Annotated in this window: 19 protein-coding genes; 8 read left to right on the forward strand and 11 right to left on the reverse strand. The window is 57.5% G+C overall.

Translation table 11 applies throughout. The features are described from left to right. Positions 1–3 precede the first annotated feature (3 nt). The 7 genes from AOC04_RS00710 to AOC04_RS00740 form a co-directional block, all read right to left on the reverse strand. Positions 4–915 (reverse strand): ABC transporter permease subunit, encoded by a 912-nt coding sequence (locus AOC04_RS00710; RefSeq protein ID WP_003443791.1) that lies wholly within the window; start codon positions 913–915, stop codon positions 4–6. A 10-nt stretch (positions 916–925) separates the two neighbouring features. Next, complete coding sequence (locus tag AOC04_RS00715; protein ID WP_003443789.1) at positions 926–1,936, reverse strand: ABC transporter permease subunit; 1,011 nt, start codon at positions 1,934–1,936, stop codon at positions 926–928. A gap of 75 nt (positions 1,937–2,011) precedes the next feature. Next, positions 2,012–3,607, reverse strand: a complete 1,596-nt coding sequence (locus AOC04_RS00720) for an ABC transporter substrate-binding protein (protein WP_060690710.1) — start codon at positions 3,605–3,607, stop codon at positions 2,012–2,014. A gap of 87 nt (positions 3,608–3,694) precedes the next feature. Continuing rightward, a complete protein-coding gene (locus AOC04_RS00725; protein WP_060690711.1) occupies positions 3,695–5,062 on the reverse strand; it encodes an OprD family porin in 1,368 nt (455 codons plus the stop codon). Positions 5,063–5,223: 161 nt separating this feature from the next. Next, a complete protein-coding gene (locus tag AOC04_RS00730) occupies positions 5,224–6,822 on the reverse strand; it encodes an ABC transporter substrate-binding protein (protein WP_060690712.1) in 1,599 nt (532 codons plus the stop codon). A gap of 295 nt (positions 6,823–7,117) precedes the next feature. After that, entirely contained in the window at positions 7,118–8,743 is a 1,626-nt protein-coding gene (locus tag AOC04_RS00735) for an ABC transporter substrate-binding protein (protein WP_060690713.1), read from the reverse strand. A 419-nt stretch (positions 8,744–9,162) separates the two neighbouring features. Next, positions 9,163–9,879, reverse strand: a complete 717-nt coding sequence (locus AOC04_RS00740; protein WP_060690714.1) for an SIMPL domain-containing protein — start codon at positions 9,877–9,879, stop codon at positions 9,163–9,165. A 298-nt stretch (positions 9,880–10,177) separates the two neighbouring features. On the opposite strand from AOC04_RS00740, the gene AOC04_RS00745 reads away from it, so the two are divergent. The 5 genes from AOC04_RS00745 (at position 10,178) to AOC04_RS00765 (ending at position 14,762) form a co-directional block, all read left to right on the forward strand. Next, positions 10,178–11,440, forward strand: coding sequence for an ATP-binding protein (locus AOC04_RS00745; protein ID WP_060690715.1), 1,263 nt, complete (start codon positions 10,178–10,180; stop codon positions 11,438–11,440). Next, positions 11,433–11,993 carry a response regulator transcription factor gene (locus AOC04_RS00750; RefSeq protein ID WP_060690716.1) on the forward strand — a complete coding sequence of 187 codons (561 nt, stop codon included), beginning with the start codon at positions 11,433–11,435 and terminating at the stop codon, positions 11,991–11,993. The genes AOC04_RS00745 and AOC04_RS00750 overlap by 8 nt, the downstream gene beginning before the upstream one ends. A gap of 140 nt (positions 11,994–12,133) precedes the next feature. Beyond that, positions 12,134–13,849 carry an ABC transporter ATP-binding protein/permease gene (locus tag AOC04_RS00755; protein ID WP_060690717.1) on the forward strand — a complete coding sequence of 572 codons (1,716 nt, stop codon included), beginning with the start codon at positions 12,134–12,136 and terminating at the stop codon, positions 13,847–13,849. A gap of 79 nt (positions 13,850–13,928) precedes the next feature. Further along, complete coding sequence (locus tag AOC04_RS00760) at positions 13,929–14,423, forward strand: hypothetical protein (RefSeq protein WP_060690718.1); 495 nt, start codon at positions 13,929–13,931, stop codon at positions 14,421–14,423. A gap of 51 nt (positions 14,424–14,474) precedes the next feature. Further along, positions 14,475–14,762 (forward strand): PA4642 family protein, encoded by a 288-nt coding sequence (locus AOC04_RS00765; RefSeq protein WP_060690719.1) that lies wholly within the window; start codon positions 14,475–14,477, stop codon positions 14,760–14,762. A 111-nt stretch (positions 14,763–14,873) separates the two neighbouring features. Here AOC04_RS00765 and mqo read toward each other — a convergent pair whose 3' ends face one another. Together mqo and AOC04_RS23220 are read right to left on the reverse strand one after the other, a co-directional pair. Beyond that, entirely contained in the window at positions 14,874–16,382 is a 1,509-nt protein-coding gene (gene mqo / locus AOC04_RS00770; RefSeq protein WP_060690720.1) for a malate dehydrogenase (quinone), read from the reverse strand. 734 nt (positions 16,383–17,116) lie between these two features. After that, positions 17,117–17,350 carry a hypothetical protein gene (locus AOC04_RS23220; protein ID WP_073509490.1) on the reverse strand — a complete coding sequence of 78 codons (234 nt, stop codon included), beginning with the start codon at positions 17,348–17,350 and terminating at the stop codon, positions 17,117–17,119. A gap of 159 nt (positions 17,351–17,509) precedes the next feature. Here AOC04_RS23220 and AOC04_RS00775 point away from each other — a divergent pair, with 159 nt between their 5' ends. Further along, positions 17,510–18,094: a YajG family lipoprotein gene (locus AOC04_RS00775; protein WP_060690721.1), complete on the forward strand. Its 585-nt coding sequence runs from the start codon at positions 17,510–17,512 to the stop codon at positions 18,092–18,094. Positions 18,095–18,153: 59 nt separating this feature from the next. On the opposite strand, the gene AOC04_RS00780 is transcribed toward AOC04_RS00775, so the two are convergent. Beyond that, on the reverse strand, positions 18,154–18,360 hold the full coding sequence (locus AOC04_RS00780; protein ID WP_048359204.1) for a hypothetical protein: 207 nt from the start codon (positions 18,358–18,360) through the stop codon (positions 18,154–18,156). Positions 18,361–18,502: 142 nt separating this feature from the next. Continuing rightward, a complete protein-coding gene (locus AOC04_RS00785; RefSeq protein ID WP_060690722.1) occupies positions 18,503–19,669 on the reverse strand; it encodes a 1-acyl-sn-glycerol-3-phosphate acyltransferase in 1,167 nt (388 codons plus the stop codon). A gap of 104 nt (positions 19,670–19,773) precedes the next feature. On the opposite strand from AOC04_RS00785, the gene AOC04_RS00790 reads away from it, so the two are divergent. Next, positions 19,774–19,956, forward strand: coding sequence for a CPXCG motif-containing cysteine-rich protein (locus AOC04_RS00790; protein WP_060690723.1), 183 nt, complete (start codon positions 19,774–19,776; stop codon positions 19,954–19,956). Positions 19,957–19,968: 12 nt separating this feature from the next. Continuing rightward, on the forward strand, positions 19,969–20,229 hold the full coding sequence (locus AOC04_RS00795) for a putative signal transducing protein (protein WP_060696832.1): 261 nt from the start codon (positions 19,969–19,971) through the stop codon (positions 20,227–20,229). Positions 20,230–20,247: the final 18 nt, after the last annotated feature.

Raw genomic sequence — 20,247 nt, forward strand, 5'->3', positions numbered from 1 at the left:
TCCTCAGGCGGCGTTCTTGAGTTTCGGGTCCAGCGCATCGCGCAGACCGTCGCCCATCAAGTTGATTGCCAGCACGCTGAGCAAAATGGTCAAACCGGGCAGGCTGACGACCCACCAGGCGCGTTCGATATAGTCCCGGGCCGAGGCCAGCATGGTGCCCCATTCGGGTGTTGGCGGTTGTACGCCCAACCCCAGGAAGCCCAGTGCCGCAGCGTCGAGAATCGCCGAGGAAAAGCTCAGGGTGGCCTGAACGATCAGGGGGGCCATGCAGTTGGGCAAAACAGTGACGAACATCAGGCGCGGCAAGCTGGCACCGGCCAGGCGGGCAGCGGTCACGTAGTCGCGGTTCAGTTCGCCCATCACTGCAGCACGGGTCAGACGCACATAGGAGGGCAACGAAACCACGGCAATGGCGATGACGGTATTGATCAGGCCAGGGCCAAGGATGGCGACGATCGCCACTGCCAGCAGCAAGGACGGCAGGGCCAGCATGATGTCCATCAGGCGCATGATGCCCGGGCCGAGGATGCGCGGGAAGAATCCGGCAAACAGGCCCAGAATCACACCCGGGATCAGGGAAATGACCACCGAGGACAGGCCGATCAGCAGCGACAGCCGCGAACCTTCGATCAGGCGTGACAGCAGGTCACGGCCCAGTTCGTCGGTGCCCAGCAGAAACTGCCATTGACCGCCTTCTAGCCACACCGGCGGGGTCAGCAGGAAGTCGCGGTATTGTTCGCTCGGGTTATGGGGTGCGACCCACGGGGCAAACAGGGCGCAAAACACAATCAGGCACATGAACATCAGGCCGGCAACGGCCCCCTTGTTCCTGGAGAAGGCGTGCCAGAACTCTTTGTAAGGCGAGGGATAAAGCAGGCTTTGATCCACTTCGGTAGCGTTGGTAGATGTGCTCATGGTCAGGATCTCAGCGCTGGTGGCGAATGCGTGGGTTGGCAAAGCCGTAGAGGATGTCCACTACGAAGTTGACCAGAATCACCAGGCAGGCGATTAACAGGATGCCGTTTTGCACCACGGGATAGTCCCGGGCGCCAATGGCTTCGATCAGCCACTTGCCGATGCCGGGCCAGGAGAAGATGGTTTCGGTCAGTACAGCGCCGGCCAGCAGGGTGCCGACTTGCAGGCCCACGACGGTCAGTACCGGGATCAGCGCATTGCGCAGGCCGTGCACGAACACCACGCGAGCAGGCGACAGGCCTTTGGCGCGGGCGGTACGGATGTAATCTTCGCGCAGCACTTCGAGCATGGATGAGCGGGTCATCCGGGCGATCACGGCCAATGGAATGGTGCCGAGCACAATGGCCGGCAGAATCATGTGGTGCAGCGCGTCCCAGAAGGCTTCTGGCTCGTCGCTGAGCAAGGTGTCGATCAGCATGAAGCCGGTTCTGGGCTCAATGTCGTACAGCAAGTCGATGCGCCCGGAAACCGGGGTCCAGCCCAGGGTTACCGAGAAGAACATGATCAGGATCAGGCCCCACCAGAAGATCGGCATCGAATATCCCGCCAGGGAGATGCCCATCACTCCGTGGTCAAACAGCGAGCCTCGCTTGAGTGCTGCAATGACCCCCGCCAGAAGCCCGAGGATGCCGGCGAACAACAGCGCGGCCATCGACAGTTCAAGGGTGGCAGGGAACAGCGCCGAGAACTCGGTCCATACGCTTTCACGGGTTCTCAGTGACTCACCCAGGTCACCGTGGGCGAGCTTGCCGATGTAGTCAAAGTACTGCTCATAGAGCGGTTTGTTCAGGCCAAGGCGTTCCATGGCCTGGGCGTGCATCTCAGGGTCAACCCGACGTTCACCCATCATGACTTCGACCGGATCGCCCGGGATCATGCGAATCAGGGCAAAGGTCAGCAAGGTGATGCCGAAGAAAGTGGGTATCAACAACCCCACTCGGCGGGCAATAAAACTAAACATCGTGTGGTGTACCTCATCAGCCGGTTAGGCAGGTCCGCCAGAGCCCGGGTGAGCACTGGCGGGTGTTTTATTGTTCTACTTCACCTGGGTGGTGGCGAAGTTGTTGTTGGTCAGGGGGCTAAGGGTGTAGCCCTCGACGTTTTTGCGCATGGCGGCAAAGAGCATAGGGTGTACCACGTTAATCCAGGGTTGATCCTGATGGAAAATCACCTGTGCCTGCTCATAGAGTGCAGCCCGCTCGGCGGGTTCAGTGATATTGCGTGCCCGGGTGATCAGATCTTCGAAGTCCTTGCTGCACCAGCGGGCGTAGTTCTCGCCGTTTTTGGCCGCTTCGCAACTGAGCAGCGGGGTCAGGAAATTGTCCGGATCACCGTTGTCGCCGCCCCATCCGGTGGAGACCAGATCATGTTCGCCACTTTTTGCGCGCTTAAGCATTTCGCCCCATTCCATGACCCGGATGTCGAGTTTGATCCCGATCTTCTGCAGGTCGGACTGTAGCAGCTGGGCTCCGAGCATCGGGTTGGGGTTGGTCGGACCGCCGCCATTGCGAGTGAAGAGGGTGAGTACCGTACCTTCCGGAACACCGGCTTCCTTGAGCAGTGCACGGGCCTTGTCCAGGTCCCGGGGCGGGTTTTGCACGTCCTTGTTGAAGCCAAGCATGGTCGGCGGGTAGGGGTTAACCGCAATCAAAGCGTTGCCTTCACCGTGCACGGTGTTGAGGTAGGTCTGTTTGTCGAAGGCCAAGTCTATGGCTTTGCGTACCCGTACATCGCTCAGGTATTTGTGACTGGAGTTCATGGCAATGTAACTGGTCATGAGTGCCGCCAGCTCATCCACCTTGAGGTTCGGGTCCTTGCGGATGTTCTTGACCTCGTCGGGCTTGGGGTAAAGCGCGATCTGGCACTCGTTGGCCTTGAGTTTCTGCAGGCGCACGTTGCTGTCGGTGGTGACGGCGAAGATCAGTACATCGCTGGGCGGCTTGCCGCGAAAGTAATCCGGGTTGGCCTTGAAGCGCACCTGTGCGTCCTTGTTGTAGCGCACGAAAATGAACGGCCCGGTACCAATCGGTTTGCTGTTCAGCTCGGCGGTCTTGCCGGCCTTGAGCAACTGATCGGCGTATTCGGCGGAGTAGATCGAGTTGAACGGCATGGCAATGTCGCGCAAAAACGGCGATTCAGCGTGGTTGAGGGTGATCTTGACGGTCATGTCGTCAACTTTTTCGACGCTTTTGAGCAGGTCTTTAAAGCCCATGCTTTCAAAGTAGGGGTAGCCGACCAGCGAAAGTTTATGCCACGGGTGATTCGGGTCCAGCTGGCGCTGAATGCTCCAGAGCACATCATCGGCATTGAGGGTGCGGGTCGGTTTGAAATAGTCGGTGCTGTGAAACTTCACGCCAGGGCGCAGGTAGAAGGTGTACTCGAGCCCGTCGGGGCTGATGTCCCAGCGTTCGGCCAGGGCCGGTTCAACATCGGTGGTTCCGGGGGCGAAGTCTACCAGGCGGTTGAGCACGGTTTCGGCAGAGGCGTCGGCTGTCACGGCTGTGGTGTATTGAACGATATCAAACCCTTCAGGGCTGGCTTCGGTGCAGACCACCAGGTTTTTGGCCGAAACGCTGACCGCTGTACTGAGCAGTGCCACGGCAAGAGCGGTGCGTAGTGGACGTTTTTTCATAGCAACCCTTCTCCAATCGGTTGAGCCAGCTTGAGGGCTACGGCTGATGTCAGGATCAGCCGCAGCCTTTATTTTTTAATCGGGTGATTAAAGGATGTTGAATGGAATGGTTGTGACCAGGCGGAACTCGTTGATGTTGCCGTCAGACTGGTTTTTGCTGGCGCGGTGAGTGGTATACGACGCGCGGATCGCAGTGGCCTTGAGTGGCCCGCTCTGGACTGCATAGGACGTGCCAACGCTGTACTCGTAGTGGGTTTCGCCATTCATGTTCTTGACGTCATAGGCGGTGCCCTTGTAGTTCGTGCCGTCAATGTCCCAGCCACGAGCGTGGTAGGCATTGAACTTCAGACCCGGGATGCCGTACTGCGCCATATTGATGCTGTAAGCCAGTTGCAGCGACTTCTCGTTCGGGCCGTTGAAGTCCGAAAGCAAGGAGTTGGCCAGGTAGATACCGTTGGTTTCATGCAGGTAGTCGAAGTACTCGTCACCGACGATTTGCTGGAATGACAACGACAGGGTATGTGCCTGGTGGGTCAGGGCGAAGGCCAGGCTGTAAGCGTCGTTGTTGATGTTGCCCAGGGCTTTGCTGCCGGTGTCGAGGGTCTTGTAGTAGTTGAGGTTGGTGTTCAGTCCCAATACTGCGTTGTCACCGATGTCGTGTACGGCCCCGAAGTAGTACTGGTTCCAGAAGTCTTCGACATGGGTGGCATACAACGTGGTTTTCAGATTTTTGAACGGCTGGTAGTTAAGGCCGGCCACGCTGGCGCGGTCGGTTTCTACCCCGGTTGCGCCGTATTCACTGCGAAATTTGCTCAGGCTTTGTTCGGTACGTGGAGATACGCGATCGAAGGAGCCGGCGTCGAAGGACAGGTTATTGAACTCTTCACTGTGCAATGCCACCCCCTGGAAGCTGGAAGGCAATGCACGGTTACCGATCACATCGATGGTCGGGCTGCTGAAGTTCTGTCGACCCGCGGTCAGCGTGGTGTTGGAGATGCGTGCGCTGATGTTGGCCAGGCCCAGCTTGCTCCACTGGCCGACCGCATCGCCATTGCTGCGGGTCAGAGTGCGGTTGTTTGGCCCGGCAATATCCTTGACGTCCCGATCCAGCGCGATGGCGTTGTAAGCGGCGACCTGAGTGCTGAAGCCGATGGTGCCCTCGGTGAAACCCGACTTGTAGTCGAGGATGCTGCCCTGCACCCAGTTGATCCGGCGCGGAGTGGTTTCCCGGGTGCCGTGGTCGTTGTAGGTGAAGCGATCACTACGGCGTTTGAGCTCGTTGGCGTACCAGTTGCGGGTAGTACCGCCCAGTGTCTGTTCTTCGACGAAACCTTTGGTTTCGCTTTGAGCGCTGGCACCTGATTTCAATTGGGTCGCAATGAACTCTTCGGCATTTGCCATCGCCGTAAGGCTGCTGATGGACAAGGCCAGCAATGCGCTGCTTGTTAGTTTCATGGTTGAGGCTCCTTGGTTTCTTTTTTTATTGCCGTTCTTTTTTCTTTGAATCGGCTGTTTTGGCTCATTTTGAAGCTTGCAAACGTTTGCATGACGCACGATTGGCAACACTTCGGCGGGCCACAGGAGGTGGCCTGCCGAGAGTGTGCGAATTGGAGTTGCTAGTCGTTGAGACTCACGCCCGAGAAGGCGTTGCGACCAAACGGGCTGACCTTGAAACCTTCGACCTTGGCGCTGAGCGGCTGGTTGACCGTCGAGTGCGCAATCGGAGTCATGGGTACCTGTTGCTTGATCAACTGCTGGGCTTGTTTATAGAGCACTGTTCGCTGGTCGCGATCGGTGACGATCTTGGCGTTCTTGACCAGGGTGTCGTACTCCTTGTTGCACCACATGGAGTAGTTGTTGCCGCCAATGGCATCGCAGCTGTAAAGGGTGCCAAGCCAGTTGTCCGGGTCACCGTTGTCGCCGGTCCAGCCAATCAGGCTGATGTCATGCTCGCCATTTTTGGTGCGCTTGATGTACTCGCCCCATTCATAGCTGACGATCTTGACCTTGAACCCGATCTTGCCCCAGTCGGCCTGCAGCATTTCAGCCATGAGTTTGGCGTTCGGGTTGTACGGACGCTGGACCGGCATGGCCCACAGGGTGATTTCGGTGCCTTCCTTGACCCCGGCGGCCTTGAGAAGCTCTTTGGCTTTTTCGGGGTTGTAGGGCGCGTCGACGATGGTCTCGTCATAGGACCACTGGGTCGGCGGCATGGCGTTGACCGCTTTTTGCCCTGCGCCCTGATAGACCGCCTTGAGGATGGCGTCCTTGTTGACCGCCATGTCCAGCGCTTGACGCACTTGCAGCTGGTCGAAAGGTTTGTGTTGCACGTTGTAGGCGATGTAGCCGAGGTTGAAACCGGGCTTTTCAATAACCTGCAATTTTGGGTCGGCCTTGAGGCCGGCGATGTCGGCAGGACGGGGGCTCAGCGAAACCTGACACTCGTTTTTACGCAGCTTTTGCATGCGCGCAGAAGCATCGACGTTGATCGAGAAAATCAGGTTGTCGAGTTTGACCTGGTCCGGTTTCCAGTAATCCTTGTTGGCGGCGTAACGGATGTTCGAGTCTTTTTGATAACGCTGGAACACGTACGGCCCGGTGCCGACAGGTTTCTGGTTGATATCGCTGGGCTTGCCGCTCTTGAGCAACTGCTCGGCGTATTCGGCCGACAGGATCGAGGCAAAGCTCATGGCCAGGTTTTGAATGAATGCCGCATCCACCGAGTTGAGCTTCATGACCACGGTCATTGGATCGGTTTTCTCGACACTGGCGATGTTCTTGTCCAGGCTCATCCCGGTGAAATACGGGAACTCGGTCGGGTAAGCCTTACGAAATGGATGGTCGGCGCTGAGCATGCGGTTGAAGGTGAACAGCACGTCATCGGCATTGAAGTCACGGGTCGGGGTGAACCATTTGGTGGTGTGGAACTTGACCCCGTCGCGCAGATGGAAAGTGTAGGTCAGACCGTCTTCGGAAATGTCCCAGCGGGTGGCCAGTGCCGGACCGGCAGCGGTGCCACCTTTTTCAAACTCGGCAAGACGGTTGTAAATGGGTTCGGCCGCGTCGTTATCGGTGGCGGTGGTGTACTGCGCGGTGTCAAAACCGGCCGGGCTGCCTTCGGAGCAGAACACCAGGCTGTTGGCGGCGTTCGCAAGCGGGCTGCCGGCAAGTACGCCGGCACTCAATAGCACAGATAAAACTAATGGGTTGCGCATGGCGTTCCCAATCCTTTTTCTTGTTTTCGGTCCCTGAACGCGCGCCTTGGGCGGGACGGTTCAGTGGTTCGGTAGCTTGAGCCAGAGAGCTGCAACCTGGGCAATACACACGCTGTACGTCGACGTTAGGGTGTCGGCGTTCAGGCGTAAATGCGTCAGGCCTGACAATCTTGTAGGAAACGTCTCGACGTCCTATAGCCTCTGCTTCAGTACGCAGTGGCTTTTAGATAAGGGGGGTTTCCATTGTCCTGGCAGACACGCGAGTGCGCCGTGCAGGCCGCACTCGCCAGTGCTTTTACTCGCTGATGCCTACGCCGTAGAAGGACGTCAGGCCAAGGGGGCTGATTTTGAAGTCCTGGACAGTACTGCGCATCGGTTGGTACACCGTCGAGTGTGCGATAGGTGTCATCGGCACCTGCTCTTTGAGCAGGTGTTGCGCCTGTTTGTACAGCTTGGTGCGTTCAGCCACGTCGGTGGTGGCCTTGGCAGTCTTGATCAGCTTGTCGAACTCTGGATTGCACCACTTGGAGAAGTTGTTGCCTTCAATGGCATCACAGCCAAACAGCGTGCCGAGCCAGTTGTCCGGGTCACCGTTATCACCGCTCCAGCCAATCAGCATTGCTCCGTTTTCCCCGCCTTTGGAGCGCTTGATGTACTCGCCCCATTCGTAGGTCATGATCTTGGCCTTGATACCGATCTTGCCCCAGTCCGACTGCAGCATTTCAGCCATCAGCTTGGCATTGGGGTTGTAGGGGCGTTGAACCGGCATGGCCCAAAGGGTGATCTCGGTGCCTTCCTTGATGCCTGCTTCCTTGAGCAGCTCTTTGGCTTTATCTGGGTTGTAGGGCGCGTCCTTGATCGTGTCGTCATAAGACCACTGGGTGGGTGGCATTGCGTTTACCGCCAATTGCCCCGCCCCCTGATACACCGAATCAATGATTTGCTGTTTGTTTACCGCCATGTCCAGTGCTTGTCGCACCTTGAGCTGGGCCATCGGGTTGGGTTCGTTGCTGCCCTTGATCTTGTCCATGACGTTGTAAGCGATATAGCCGACGTTGAACCCCGGCTTTTCGGGCATCTGCAGGTCTTTGTCGGCTTTGAGTGCCGCGAGGTCAGCCGGTCGCGGGTAAATAGTGACCTGGCATTCGTTCTTTTTCAGTTTTTGAATGCGCACTGACGGGTCAGTGGTGATGGCGAAGATCAGGTTGTCGATTTTGACGTCTTCAGGCTTCCAGTATTCCTTGTTCCCGGTGTAGCGGATGTTGGAGTCTTTCTGGTAGCTCTTGAATACAAAAGGCCCGGTACCGATCGGCTTTTGATTGATATCGGAAGGCTTGCCTTCCTTGAGCAGCTTGTCGGCGTACTCGGCAGACTCTATGGATGCAAAGTGCATCGCCATGTTCTGGATAAACGCAGCATCGACCGTGTTCAGGGTGAACTTGACGGTCTTGTCATCGATTTTTTCCACCTTGGCGATGTTTTTATCCATGCCCATGTCGGTGAAATAAGGGAATTCGGTCGGGTAGGCCTTACGGAACGGCATGTCCTTGTCGAGCATGCGGTTGAAGGTGAAGAGCACGTCGTCGGCATTGAAGTCGCGAGTCGGCTTGAAGTAAGGGGTGGTGTGAAACTTGACCCCGTCGCGCAGATGGAAGGTGTAGGTCAGGTTGTCCGGCGAAATGTCCCAGCTGGTTGCCAGGCCGGGCTCAACGTTGGTACCTCCACGTTCGAACTGGCTCAGCCGGTTGTAGATTGTTTCGGCCGATGCATCGAAGTCAGTACCAGTGGTGTACTGGCCAGGGTCAAAACCGGCCGGGCTGCCTTCGGAGCAAAACACCAGATTGGTCGCCGCCTGGGCAAAAGGTGCACTGGCCAGCAGGCTGGCGCCCACTAAAAACGGAATGACCGCGTGTTTGAACATGGTGACCTCATGATTTTTGTCATTTTTGGTTTGAGGGCGGCCTTATGGGCCGACCCGGCGATACTTATGCACAGCCCATACCCAATGCAATATGCGTTGGCAGCCTAACGGGCAAAACGTGGAACGATCGTACAAGAATGTCGCTAATCTATAAGTTATGACGCATTTGATCGTTTGCGTCCCGGTGTTCGACTCAATTAGTTACATGTATGCGACATTCGTCACACCGCTCTGCACTGATATGGGGCGGGGTGTTACTTATCTAGACTCTTGGGGGCAATAGATGTCAGCTGGTGGCGATTGAGTGTGTAGGCGATGTCCTTATCTTCATTCGAATGTTTCAACGGGCCATTGCCCCAGACACAAAAAAGCCCTTGAGGCATGAGCGCTGCAAGGGCTTTGGGTGGGGCGTGGGCGGCTTACTGCATCTGAACTTCGATCACACCGTCGGCGCTCATGCTGACTTCGCTGGTGCCGGCTTCGACGTCGGGTGTCGGCGCCGCATCCATCGCCGGGGCGCCCGCTTTCATCATCATTGCACTGCGCATGAAGGGTTGCGGGTAGCCGTTGGTGTTGAGGTTCAGGTTGACGATCTTGTAACCCTTGCCGCCCAGTGCCTCGGTCGCCAGTTGGGCGCGTGCCTTGAATGCGTTTACGGCATCTTTGAGCAGTGCATCTTCACTGGATTTACGAGTGGCGTTAGCGACGGTGAACTGCATGTTGCCCATTTTCAGGGTTTGCATCAGGTCGCCGGTCAGCTTGGAAAGTGCAGCAAAGTCAGTGCTTTCCAGGCGCAGTTCAGCGCGTTCGCGCCAGCCGGTGATCTTCTGGGTCTTATTGTCGTAGATGGGGTAGCTGTTACGGTTGCCCTGGCGCAATGTCACATCCTTGACTTGCTTGGCCTGGCCAATGGCGGTGTTCATCGCAGTGGTGATTTCTGCGGCCAGCTTGGCCGAGTCGGTGTTCTGTGCCTCGGTGTACAGCGTCACGATCATCAGGTCGCGGGGTACTTCCTGGCTGGCCTCGGCGCGTAAGGAGATCTGATTGTAATGAACTTCTTCAGCCAGAGCCGGCAGGCTGGCTAGTGCGCCGATGCTGAGGGTCAAAAGGGCAGCAGTGGGCTGGAAAGTTGACATAAAGGCTCCTTGGATGGGGAACGCAGGCCTGGCGGGTCAGCTGCGTAAGACCCATAAGACTGTAAAGAGTGGCCATCAGTTCGCCCAGTTACATTTTCAATACATCTTCCTGCCCCTGTGGGAGCGAGCTTGATCGCGAGCCTTTGCGTAAAAGAGAAGAGCTGGCTCCTAGGGTGAGTGGTCCGCTAGCCGTATTTCTGAAAAATACACTGTGGCCCATTGCCGCACTTCTGTCTGTCAGGCCGCCTGCTTGGTTATACTCCCGGCGATCCGCCTGCAGCGCTCACCAGGAGAGCTCATGCTCGCCCCCGTACAGTTATTGTCAGCAACACGCCAGAACCTCTGGCGTCTTACCCTTATCCGCACTCTGGTCCTGGCCGCTCAGGCAGGTTCAGTCGGTATTGCCTACGCGTTCGATCTGTTGCCGCTGCCATGGTTTCAGCTGTGTGTCACGCTCGGTTTTTCCATGCTGCTGTGTGCGTTCACGGCTATCCGGCTGCGTACCACTTGGCCGGTGACAGAGCTGGAATACGCATTGCAGCTGGCGTGCGACCTGTTTATCCACAGCGCATTGCTGTATTTCTCGGGGGGGTCGACCAACCCGTTTGTCTCGTACTATCTGGTGCCTCTGACGATTGCGGCGGTGACGCTGCCCTGGCGCTTTTCCGTGGTGCTTTCGGGCATTGCGCTGACGCTGTATACCCTGTTGATGATGCAGTCCTATCCGCTGGATGCGGGGGCCTTCTTCCGTGAAAAGCTGCAGATTTACGGCATGTGGCTGAGCTTTGCGTTGTCGGCGGCAGTGATTACTTTTTTTGCCACGAAAATGGCCCATGAGCTGCGTCGTCAGGAAGAACTGCGGGCCCTGCGCCGCGAAGAAGGCCTGCGCGACCAGCAATTGCTTGCAGTTGCCACCCAGGCGGCCGGTGCGGCCCATGAGCTGGGTACGCCTTTGTCGACCATGAGTGTGTTGCTTAAAGAGATGCGCCGCGACCACCTGGACCCCGAGTTGCAGGACGACCTGAGTGTGCTGCAGGACCAGGTCAAACTGTGTAAAGAGACTTTGCAGCAGTTGGTCCGGGCCGCCGAGGCCAATCGTCGTCTGGCCATTGAAGAGCAGGAGGTAACCGACTGGCTGAACGAGGCGTTGAACCGCTGGCACTTGATGCGCCCTGAGGCGACCTATCGTTTTCAATGCCTCGGGCACGCTCCGGTCCCGCGTCTGGCACCGCCTCCCGATCTGACCCAGGCCCTGCTCAATCTGTTGAACAATGCAGCGGATGCCTGCCCCGAAGGGCTTGAGGTTTGCCTGGACTGGGACGCCGTGGATTTGACTATCAGTATTCGCGATCACGGGCCGGGTGTACCGTTGGCCATCGCCGAGCAAATCGGCAAACCTTTTTTTACCACCAAGGGCAAAGGCTTCGGCCTGGGCCTATTCTTGAGCAAAGCCAGCGTTACACGCGCCGGCGGCTCGGTAAAACTCTACAGTCATGAGGATGGCGGCACGCTCACCGAGCTGCGCCTGCCGCGTGTCGCCCGAGGAAACGAAAATGAGTGAAGAAATTCAGGTCGAAGGCGAAGAACTGCCGCATTTGTTGCTGGTGGATGACGACGCTACGTTTACCCGCGTCATGGCACGGGCCATGGCCCGCCGCGGCTTTCGCGTCAGCACTGCAGGCTCCGCGGAAGAAGGACTGATCCTGGCGCAGCAGGACCTGCCTGATTATGCGGCGCTGGATCTGAAAATGGAGGGTGACTCCGGGCTGGTATTGCTGCCCAAGCTGCTTGAACTCGATCCGGAAATGCGGGTGGTGATCCTCACCGGTTACTCCAGCATCGCTACCGCGGTCGAAGCGATCAAGCGCGGTGCCTGCAATTATCTGTGCAAGCCGGCCGATGCTGACGACGTGCTGGCGGCCTTGCTCTCCCAGCATGCCGACCTCGAAACCCTGGTTCCGGACAATCCGATGTCGGTTGACCGTTTGCAGTGGGAACACATCCAGCGCGTACTGGGCGAGCATGAAGGCAACATCTCCGCTACGGCCCGTGCCCTGGGCATGCACCGACGCACGTTGCAGCGCAAATTGCAGAAGCGTCCGGTGCGACGCTGAACAGGAGCTGTAGCCATTGCGTTGCGGCTTGCAACGAAACGGCTACAGCCCCTAACCTGTATCAAGACGTGTCAAAACGTTACAGGCCGGTTGTCCTGACCGGTCTGCAGAGTGCTCTTTACTCCAACCGAGGCTGAACGATGAATCAGAACGCTGAGGCTTCTGTAGTGAATGATGCTGTGCGTGGAGATTTCATACCTCGGGTCTGGGGCCTTATAACACCCTACTGGCGCAGTGAAGAGCGGGCCAAAGCCTGGCTGTTGCTGATCGCGGTGATTGCCTTGTCGCTGGTCAGCGTGGGCATTTCAGTGTGGATCAACCACTGGTACAAGGACTTCTATAACGCGCTGGAAAAAAAGGACGGCGCAGCGTTCTGGAGCCTGATCGGCTACTTCGGAATCATTGCCGCGGTGGGGATTGTCGGCGCGGTATACCGGCTGTATCTGACCCAGATGCTGACCATTCGCTGGCGCCGCTGGCTGACCGAGCAGCATTTTGCGCGCTGGCTGGCGCACAAAAATTATTACCAGCTGGAGCAGGGCGGTTACACCGACAACCCTGACCAACGAATCAGTGAAGACCTCAACTCGTTCACCGACAGCACTCTGACCTTGGGGTTGGGTCTGATCCGTACAGTGGTCAGCCTGGTTTCGTTCTCGATTATTTTGTGGGGCGTTTCCGGCAGCATCGAAGTGTTCGGCATCACTATTCCCGGCTACATGTTCTGGTGTGCACTGCTGTATGCCGCCGTCGGCAGCTGGTTGGCGCACTTGATCGGTCGACGCCTGATTGGCCTGAACAACCAACAACAACGCTTCGAGGCTGACCTGCGTTTCTCGATGGTTCGGGTACGTGAAAACGCCGAGAGTATTGCCCTGTATAACGGCGAATCCAGCGAGCATGAGCGCCTGAGCACCCGTTTCAATAAAGTCTGGCAGAATTTCTGGACCCAGATGAAGGTGCAAAAACGCCTGACGTTCTTCACCGCGGGCTACTCGCAAATCGCCATTATCTTTCCATTTATCGTTGCGGCACCGCGCTACTTCGCCGGGAAAATCGAGCTGGGTGAGCTGATGCAAATCAACTCGGCCTTCGGCAACGTGCAAGAGAATTTCAGCTGGTTTATCGACGCCTATGTGACCCTGGCGGCATGGCGCGCCACCTGTGACCGTCTGCTGAGTTTCCGGCAGGCCATGACCGACAATGAGCAGCGTCCGCCTGCAATTGATCTACAGGCCCAGGGGCAAGCCTTGAAGATTGACGACCTGAGCCTGGACCTGGCCGATGGCCGCCATTTGCTGCATGACGCCAGCCTGCAAGTGGCCCCGGGTGAGCGATTGATGCTCAGCGGTCGTTCCGGCAGCGGTAAAAGTACCTTGCTGCGTGCAATGGGCGGGCTTTGGCCGCAAGGCAGCGGGGTGATCCGCCTGCCGCAGGAGCGTGCGCTGTTTTTGCCGCAGAAACCTTACTTGCCGATAGGTACTTTGCGTGACGCGCTGAGTTATCCACAGACCGGCGATACCTATCCGGCCGAGCGTTATGAACAAGTGCTGCGTACCTGCCGCCTGGAGCATCTGATCCCCAAACTGGACGAGGTCAATCACTGGCAGCGTCTGCTGTCCGGGGGCGAGCAACAGCGGCTGGCCTTTGCCCGGGTGCTGCTGTATCGCCCGCAATGGCTCTATATGGATGAGTCGACCTCGGCGATGGATGAGGAGGATGAAGCCATGCTGTATCAAGCCCTGATCGATCAATTGCCGGGCCTGAGCATTGTCAGCGTGGGGCATCGCAGCAGCCTGGCGCGGTTCCATCCACGGCATGTGCGGATTCAGGAAGGGCAGCTGATAGCCCGCTAGAGGGTCGGCCGGGAGGCGCTGAGCGTCTCCCGCTGCGCCAGCATGCTAAAGTGCGGCTCCCCGCGTTCTGGAGCCCGACATGAGTCTTTTTCTTCGCTGTGCCGCGCTGAGCCTGATGCTGGCCAGCTTGCCCGTGGTTGCGGCACCCGCCGTTACTCCCCCTTTGCATGCCCAGTTTCTGCCAGCCGATGACCTTCAGCTTCGTGCCGAACAGCCCGAGCAACAGCAGTTGATGATGGTGACCTCGTATTCCGTGGTGGTGGGCAGTCAGCGCCAGTCCAATCAGCAGCCGATCCCGGTGACTTCGCCTTTATTGGTGCGCTTGAAAGGCAAGCCGATGAGCCAGGGGGCCACCGTGCGCCAGGTCCTGATTTCGTTTGATGGTGAAAGCAAAAGCCTGAAAAAGCCCACGTTTGACAGTAAATCCCGGACTCTGACCCTTACTTATCCGCTGTCCCAATACCGGGTGGTAATGGATTTGCTGCGTAACGACACGGTCTACTGCCAGTTTTTGACGTACGCCAATGGCCATGTTTGGGCCGACTTGCACACCGGCAGCGTGCGCGCGCGTTGAGCCTTGGGTAAACTGCGGGCCCCGTGAAGTATCAGCAGGCTGGAGTCGGACATGCGTAAAGATAAGAAACAGTTGATTGGTGATGAGATCGGCGATGAGCAGATCAAATTGTTCCTGGACTTCGAGCCCGTGGATGCCACTTCGCCCTCGCTGCACAAACTGATCAAAGCCTATCGCGGTCTGCGCATCGACGATTTCGAGCGTTTCCTGACCTTCTTCAAGGAAGCCGGATACGACCTGGATGGCAAGGATGAGCACGGTCAGACGTTTGTAGACATCATCAAGGATCAGCGCCACGCCGCCGATTACATTGAGCTTATCGACAACGCACGCGGTTAATGTAGTCGCTGGCGAGGTACGAGGCTGCGACTACAAGTGCCAAGCATTGTTGAAGCCACAAAAAAGCCCGTCCCCCCAAAAGGGGGACGGGCTTTTTTTCAGGCGCAGACGTTACGCGATGCTGGTGCCAGCCGTGTTCGGCTCAATCAGTTCCAGCAACTCGGAGTTGCGGGTACTGATTTCGCGGTACAGCTGAGCGTCGGTTTCGAGGACGCTTTCCCGTGCCGGGAATATTTCCTTGAGCTTGGTCGCCCATTCGCCAGTGGCCTTTTGTGCGAAGCAGCGTTCGATCAGGTCGAGCATGATCGATACGGTTACCGAAGCACCCGGAGACGCGCCCAGCAGAGCGGCCAGCGAGCCATCCCGGGCTGCAACCAGCTCGGTGCCGAACTGCAGCACGCCGCCCTTTTTCGGGTCTTTCTTGATGATCTGAACCCGTTGCCCGGCAACCTCAAGACGCCAGTCTTCGGCCTTGGCCTGCGGGTAGAAACGGCGCAGTGACTCCAGGCGTTGTTCCATCGACTGGCGCACTTCGCTGACCAGGTATTTGGTCAGGTCCATGTTGTCGCGTGCGACAGCGAGCATTGGCCCGATGTTGCCCAGACGAATCGACATCGGCAGGTCAAGGAATGAGCCGTGCTTGAGGAACTTGGTGGTGAAGCCGGCATAAGGTCCGAACAGCAACGACTTTTTGCCATCGACAACGCGGGTGTCCAGGTGCGGCACTGACATCGGTGGCGAGCCCACTGCAGCCTGGCTGTAAACCTTGGCCTGGTGCAGCTTGACCACTTGCGGGTTATCGCAACGCAACCACTGCCCGCTTACCGGGAAACCGCCGTAGCCTTTGCTCTCTTCGATGCCGGAAGCCTGCAGCAACGGCAATGCCGCGCCACCGGCGCCCAGGAACACGAATTTTGCATCGATGTGGCGGGTGTTACCGCTGTTGATGTCCTTGATGCTCACCGTCCAGCCAGTGCCATTGCGCTTGAGGCCGGTTACTTTTTTGCTGTACTTGATCTGCGTGCCCGGTGCGCTGCCCAAATGTTTGAGCAGTTGCTGGGTCAGGGCACCAAAGTTGACATCGGTACCGTGCATCACGCGGGTCGCCGAAATGGCCTGGTCCGCAGGGCGGCCCGGCATCATCAATGGCATCCACTCGGCCATTTTGGCTTTGTCTTCGGTGTATTCCATGTCTGAAAACGCATGGTGCTTGCTCAGCACTTCAAAACGTTTTTTCAGGAAGGATACGCCTTTTTCGCCTTCGACATAGCTCAGGTGAGGCACCGGGCTAATAAAGGATTTGCATGAGCCGAAGGTCCCTTTTTGCGCCAGATAGGCCCAAAACTGCTTCGATACCTCGAACTGGGCATTGATGTGCACAGCCTTTTTGATATCGATCGAACCATCTGCCGCCTGGGGCGTGTAGTTCAATTCACAAAGGCCAGCGTGACCGGTGCCTGCGTTGTTCCACGGGTTGGAACTTTCCGCGGCACCCGAGTCCATCTGCTCAACAACTTCCAGCTTCAGGCCGGGGTCGAGCTCTTTGAGCAGTACGGCGAGGGTGGCACTCATGATGCCCGCTCCAACCAGTACTACGTCGACTGCTTCGTTATGCGCCATTAACGCGTCTCCAAAATCTACGGCACCAAATTGACGGCATAGCTGCCAGGTGTTCCGAGGCATGTTTGAGTCAGGGCCTCGGGTCACTCATGGCCAGGATCGCCATGTCCGATTCTTCGCAATTTCTTGCAGCTTCAGCGCACGCTCCGACCAGGGCCTTCAGGGTTCATATGAACGCATTTCAGTACCCGGGAGGCAATTCGACTTAAGGTCTAGAGCGTCCGTTTGTGCAACCAAATCCGTAAGCGGACAGGCTTTCAGTCGTGTGCGCAGTAGCTCGCGACTGTCCTGCTTGGTGGGACTGTTTCAGACGCTAATGGTGCATGTTCAGACGCAAAACTTTTCATTTGCTCGCCACACTCTTGTGAAGTTGTGAAACCCGTTTTTTTTTCACGCTCTTTTGAAGACGTGAACCTCAAAAAAGGGCTGCCGCAAGCCGGCATCTGACCCGTGAATGGCATGCCGCAAACGGCATAACGGGAAAAAAGCAGTGGCCGGCCAATGGCAGCTCTGGCAGATCGGGTGAAGGCGGTGGTTTACGCAGAGAACAGCAAGCTCGCCAGCTTCACATGATCTGTGTGGGCGACTCTCTGTGGGCGGTGCCGGGGAGCTAATACAAGCGCATTAGCGGTGCTGCGAGGCCCGATCAGGAGACGTCCTTATAATCGGGGGGAGATTGTAACGAAGAAACGCGGGCAATTGATCCTGTTAAATGACTTTTATTGGTTCGCCAGTCAAAGTCCTAACAACGGTTGCACCGCCGAATGCGTTGCACGCGTGGGGATACGGGCGCTGGCGGGTAGTACCTGGTGTAACCAGTTAAGGCGGATTTCTTTGATTTCGACCCAGCTATCGCCGACGGGTGGTTGTTGGCATTGCTTGAATGCCTGGCAGCGACCCGCGCTGTCCAGTCGGGCGAAGCTGCGATGCGGGGCAGTAAAACCGAGCAATGACCATAGCCTGTTCATGGGCGGGCACCTCTGGAGTGAGTAAGGCAAACCCTATCTGGTCGAGGTGACAGCGCCATGTCCAGGCCATGACAAGGGGGTGACAGCAAGCGGCTAGTTAGCGAGCGCAGAGCACCGCTATACTGGCGACCTGTTTTACCCAGTCCTGGAGAGATGAGCATGTTGCAACGCCTGTTGTTCGGTTTGATTACTGTGACCAGTTTGACTCTGGTCGGCTGTGCCCACAGTCCGCAACAACTCAGCCCGCAACCCAAGCTGACCGCACAACTGGCGCCAGTGGGTCGTGGTCAGCCGGTGGTGGTGCGTGTGGTGGACGGTCGTCCGGGGCCAACGCTGGGCACCCGGGGCGGCATGTACCCTGAGACCAGCGCAATCAGTGTCAGCAGTGCTGATGTGATCCCCAAGCTGCAAGCACAGGCTGAAGCCGCTGTGCGTTTGCTGGGCTACACGCCTACGTCCAATGCGATGAATGCGCCAACCCTGACCGTCACCCTGGCCGAACTGAAATATCAATCGCCCAAGGACACCATGTACGTCACCGAGGCTACCATCGGCGCGACATTCCGTTCTGATGTGAAGAATGGCGGCCGTACTTACAGTGGCCGTTACGGCGCGTCGCTGGATCAGCGCTTTGGCATGGCTCCCAATCAGGAAACCAACACCAAGCTGGTGAGTGATGTACTCAGTGATGCCCTGACCCGAGTGTTTAAAGACCCGACTATTGGTCGTCTGCTCGGCGAGTAATGGCGGTAAAACAAAAAGCCCGAACTCTGTGAGTTCGGGCTTTTTTATGCGCGAAGGCTTTAAGCGGCTTCGGCATACAGCTCAAGGCGACTGACGCCGGTGAGCAAATCCAGTTCGGGCAAGTCGGCATGAGTGTGGCCGCTTAACGCGCAGTAGACCAGCCAGTGGTGGTCCTGAACGTTAAATGCCAGACCTTCGATCAATGCCTGCTGCTCGTCGCTGGGGGCGATGAGGTAGAGGCGGTCCTGGTTTTCTGCGTGCAACATGACAGGCTCCGTGTCGGTGTCGAGGGGCCACAGAGTGGCCTCTCAACATGACGATACGGTGACAGCGCAAATTACCCCTGCCTGCAGGCGCAAGCTTTTAAAATCTCGCGAGCAAGCTCGTCCCTACACAAAGGTGGGGGGGTTACAGAGGCAGCCCGGCCTTGACCCGATACTGATTGCGCACCGGCATCGCATACTGCAGCACCAGATACGGGCGGTGCTCTGCCGGGCAGGCGTCCAGGCGGCGTTGCCATTCCTGTTGGGCCTTTGCCAGCTCCTCTGCCGGGAACACTTGCGCGGCCGGCGGGACCTGCAATTGCGGGTCGGCTTCGGCCCATTGCGCATACGCCAGGTAATGGGCGGGGAACAGCCGGTAGCCGCTCAGAATATGCCGGTCCATTTCGGTAGCCAGCAATTTGCTGTCCTCGAACGGCTCGGTAATCGGCGCCGCAAAGTTCACGTGCACCCGGCCCTTGTAGCCGGTAATGCCGTTGGCAATGCTGGTGTCGTCTTCGCCCGGTGCTTTGCTGTAAGTGCCCGTGGTGGCGCGGATATACAGCTCGCGAGCCTTGGCCTGGTCACAGGGGTCGTATTCGTAACTGATGGATACCGGGGTCAGGTTCAGCGACTGAATGACCTCGGCGAACGGTTCGTTTTTGCGACTCATGTGGAACATTTTGAGGATGGCCGAATCAGTACGGTCATCACCGTCCTTGGCGCGGCCTTCAGCCTGTGCAATCCAGATCGACTGGCAGTCGTTGCGGATTGAATGGTTGATGTAGGCCGACAGCAATTGATACGCCGCCAGCTTTTCACGGCGCCCGGTGATGGAGCGATGCACGATGAAGCTCTTGTTGAGGCGCATCAGATCGCTGACAAAGGGTTTTTGCAGCAGGTTGTCGCCAATGGCGATCCGCGGCGTAGGCAGGCCCGCGTGGTAAACCGCATAGTTGACGAAGGCCGGGTCCATCACGATATCGCGGTGGTTGGCCAGAAACAGGTAGGCGTTGCCGGCCTTCAACTGTTCGACACCGGTGTAGGTCACGCCATCGGTCGCATGCTCGATGGTTCGGTCGACATAGACTTCGACCTTGTCCTGCAAGGTGGCGACAGAAGTAACGCTCGCGAACTCTTTACGCAGGCGATGCGCTATAAGGGGTTTTAGCAGCCAGCCGAAAGCGCCGGCCAGGCGCGGAAAGCGAAAGTGGGTCAGGATATCTAGAAACGCCTTGTCGCCGAGCAGCCGGGCCAGCACTGCTGGGACTTCGGCGTCGTCGTAAGGTCGGATGGTATCGAATTCGCCCATCATGCTCTCTTGTTGGAAACGGCTAGGGTTAGTACACAGGGCAGGACAAAAATAATAGCCCTGCAAATAGACGGCGATTATACGCACAAGTCACTCTGGAGACCGCGATGCTTGAGACTGAACACTACGATTGCCCTTATTGCGGTGAGCAGGCAGAAGCCGTGCTCGACCTCTCGGGTGGTGATCAGACCTATGTTGAAGATTGCCCTGTGTGTTGCCGGCCGATTGTGTTCCATCTTCAAACCGACGGTCATGAATGGATGCTTGATGTACGCAGCGAGAACGAGTGACGGGTGACCACCATGCGACGCATCTACGAGCCGCAGAATCTGATGGAAGCCGAGCTATTGCTGGGCATGCTTGCCAGCGAAGGTGTTGAGGCCCGGCTCGACGGGCGTGATCTGGTTGGGGGGACCGGCGAGTTGCCGGCCCTCGGGTTGCTGGGTTTGACGGTGGCCGATGATCAGGCGCAATACGCGCGGGAGTTGATCGATGCGTACAATGCGGCGTCACCCGTGGCGGGCGATGAGCCCGAAAGCTTCCCGGATGTACTGGTCTGCTGATCAGTGAGTGTTTTTTTA

The sequence above is a fragment of the Pseudomonas versuta genome, assembly GCF_001294575.1.
GTDB classification, from domain to species: domain Bacteria; phylum Pseudomonadota; class Gammaproteobacteria; order Pseudomonadales; family Pseudomonadaceae; genus Aquipseudomonas; species Aquipseudomonas versuta.

Coding starts and splice junctions, on each gene's coding strand:
- AOC04_RS00710 (WP_003443791.1), bottom strand. CDS start 915: ATGAGCACATCTACCAACGCTACCGAAGTGGATCAAAGCCTGCTTTAT.
- AOC04_RS00715 (WP_003443789.1), bottom strand. CDS start 1,936: ATGTTTAGTTTTATTGCCCGCCGAGTGGGGTTGTTGATACCCACTTTC.
- AOC04_RS00720 (WP_060690710.1), bottom strand. CDS start 3,607: ATGAAAAAACGTCCACTACGCACCGCTCTTGCCGTGGCACTGCTCAGT.
- AOC04_RS00725 (WP_060690711.1), bottom strand. CDS start 5,062: ATGAAACTAACAAGCAGCGCATTGCTGGCCTTGTCCATCAGCAGCCTT.
- AOC04_RS00730 (WP_060690712.1), bottom strand. CDS start 6,822: ATGCGCAACCCATTAGTTTTATCTGTGCTATTGAGTGCCGGCGTACTT.
- AOC04_RS00735 (WP_060690713.1), bottom strand. CDS start 8,743: ATGTTCAAACACGCGGTCATTCCGTTTTTAGTGGGCGCCAGCCTGCTG.
- AOC04_RS00740 (WP_060690714.1), bottom strand. CDS start 9,879: ATGTCAACTTTCCAGCCCACTGCTGCCCTTTTGACCCTCAGCATCGGC.
- AOC04_RS00745 (WP_060690715.1), top strand. CDS start 10,178: ATGCTCGCCCCCGTACAGTTATTGTCAGCAACACGCCAGAACCTCTGG.
- AOC04_RS00750 (WP_060690716.1), top strand. CDS start 11,433: ATGAGTGAAGAAATTCAGGTCGAAGGCGAAGAACTGCCGCATTTGTTG.
- AOC04_RS00755 (WP_060690717.1), top strand. CDS start 12,134: ATGAATCAGAACGCTGAGGCTTCTGTAGTGAATGATGCTGTGCGTGGA.
- AOC04_RS00760 (WP_060690718.1), top strand. CDS start 13,929: ATGAGTCTTTTTCTTCGCTGTGCCGCGCTGAGCCTGATGCTGGCCAGC.
- AOC04_RS00765 (WP_060690719.1), top strand. CDS start 14,475: ATGCGTAAAGATAAGAAACAGTTGATTGGTGATGAGATCGGCGATGAG.
- mqo (WP_060690720.1), bottom strand. CDS start 16,382: ATGGCGCATAACGAAGCAGTCGACGTAGTACTGGTTGGAGCGGGCATC.
- AOC04_RS23220 (WP_073509490.1), bottom strand. CDS start 17,350: ATGAACAGGCTATGGTCATTGCTCGGTTTTACTGCCCCGCATCGCAGC.
- AOC04_RS00775 (WP_060690721.1), top strand. CDS start 17,510: ATGTTGCAACGCCTGTTGTTCGGTTTGATTACTGTGACCAGTTTGACT.
- AOC04_RS00780 (WP_048359204.1), bottom strand. CDS start 18,360: ATGTTGCACGCAGAAAACCAGGACCGCCTCTACCTCATCGCCCCCAGC.
- AOC04_RS00785 (WP_060690722.1), bottom strand. CDS start 19,669: ATGATGGGCGAATTCGATACCATCCGACCTTACGACGACGCCGAAGTC.
- AOC04_RS00790 (WP_060690723.1), top strand. CDS start 19,774: ATGCTTGAGACTGAACACTACGATTGCCCTTATTGCGGTGAGCAGGCA.
- AOC04_RS00795 (WP_060696832.1), top strand. CDS start 19,969: ATGCGACGCATCTACGAGCCGCAGAATCTGATGGAAGCCGAGCTATTG.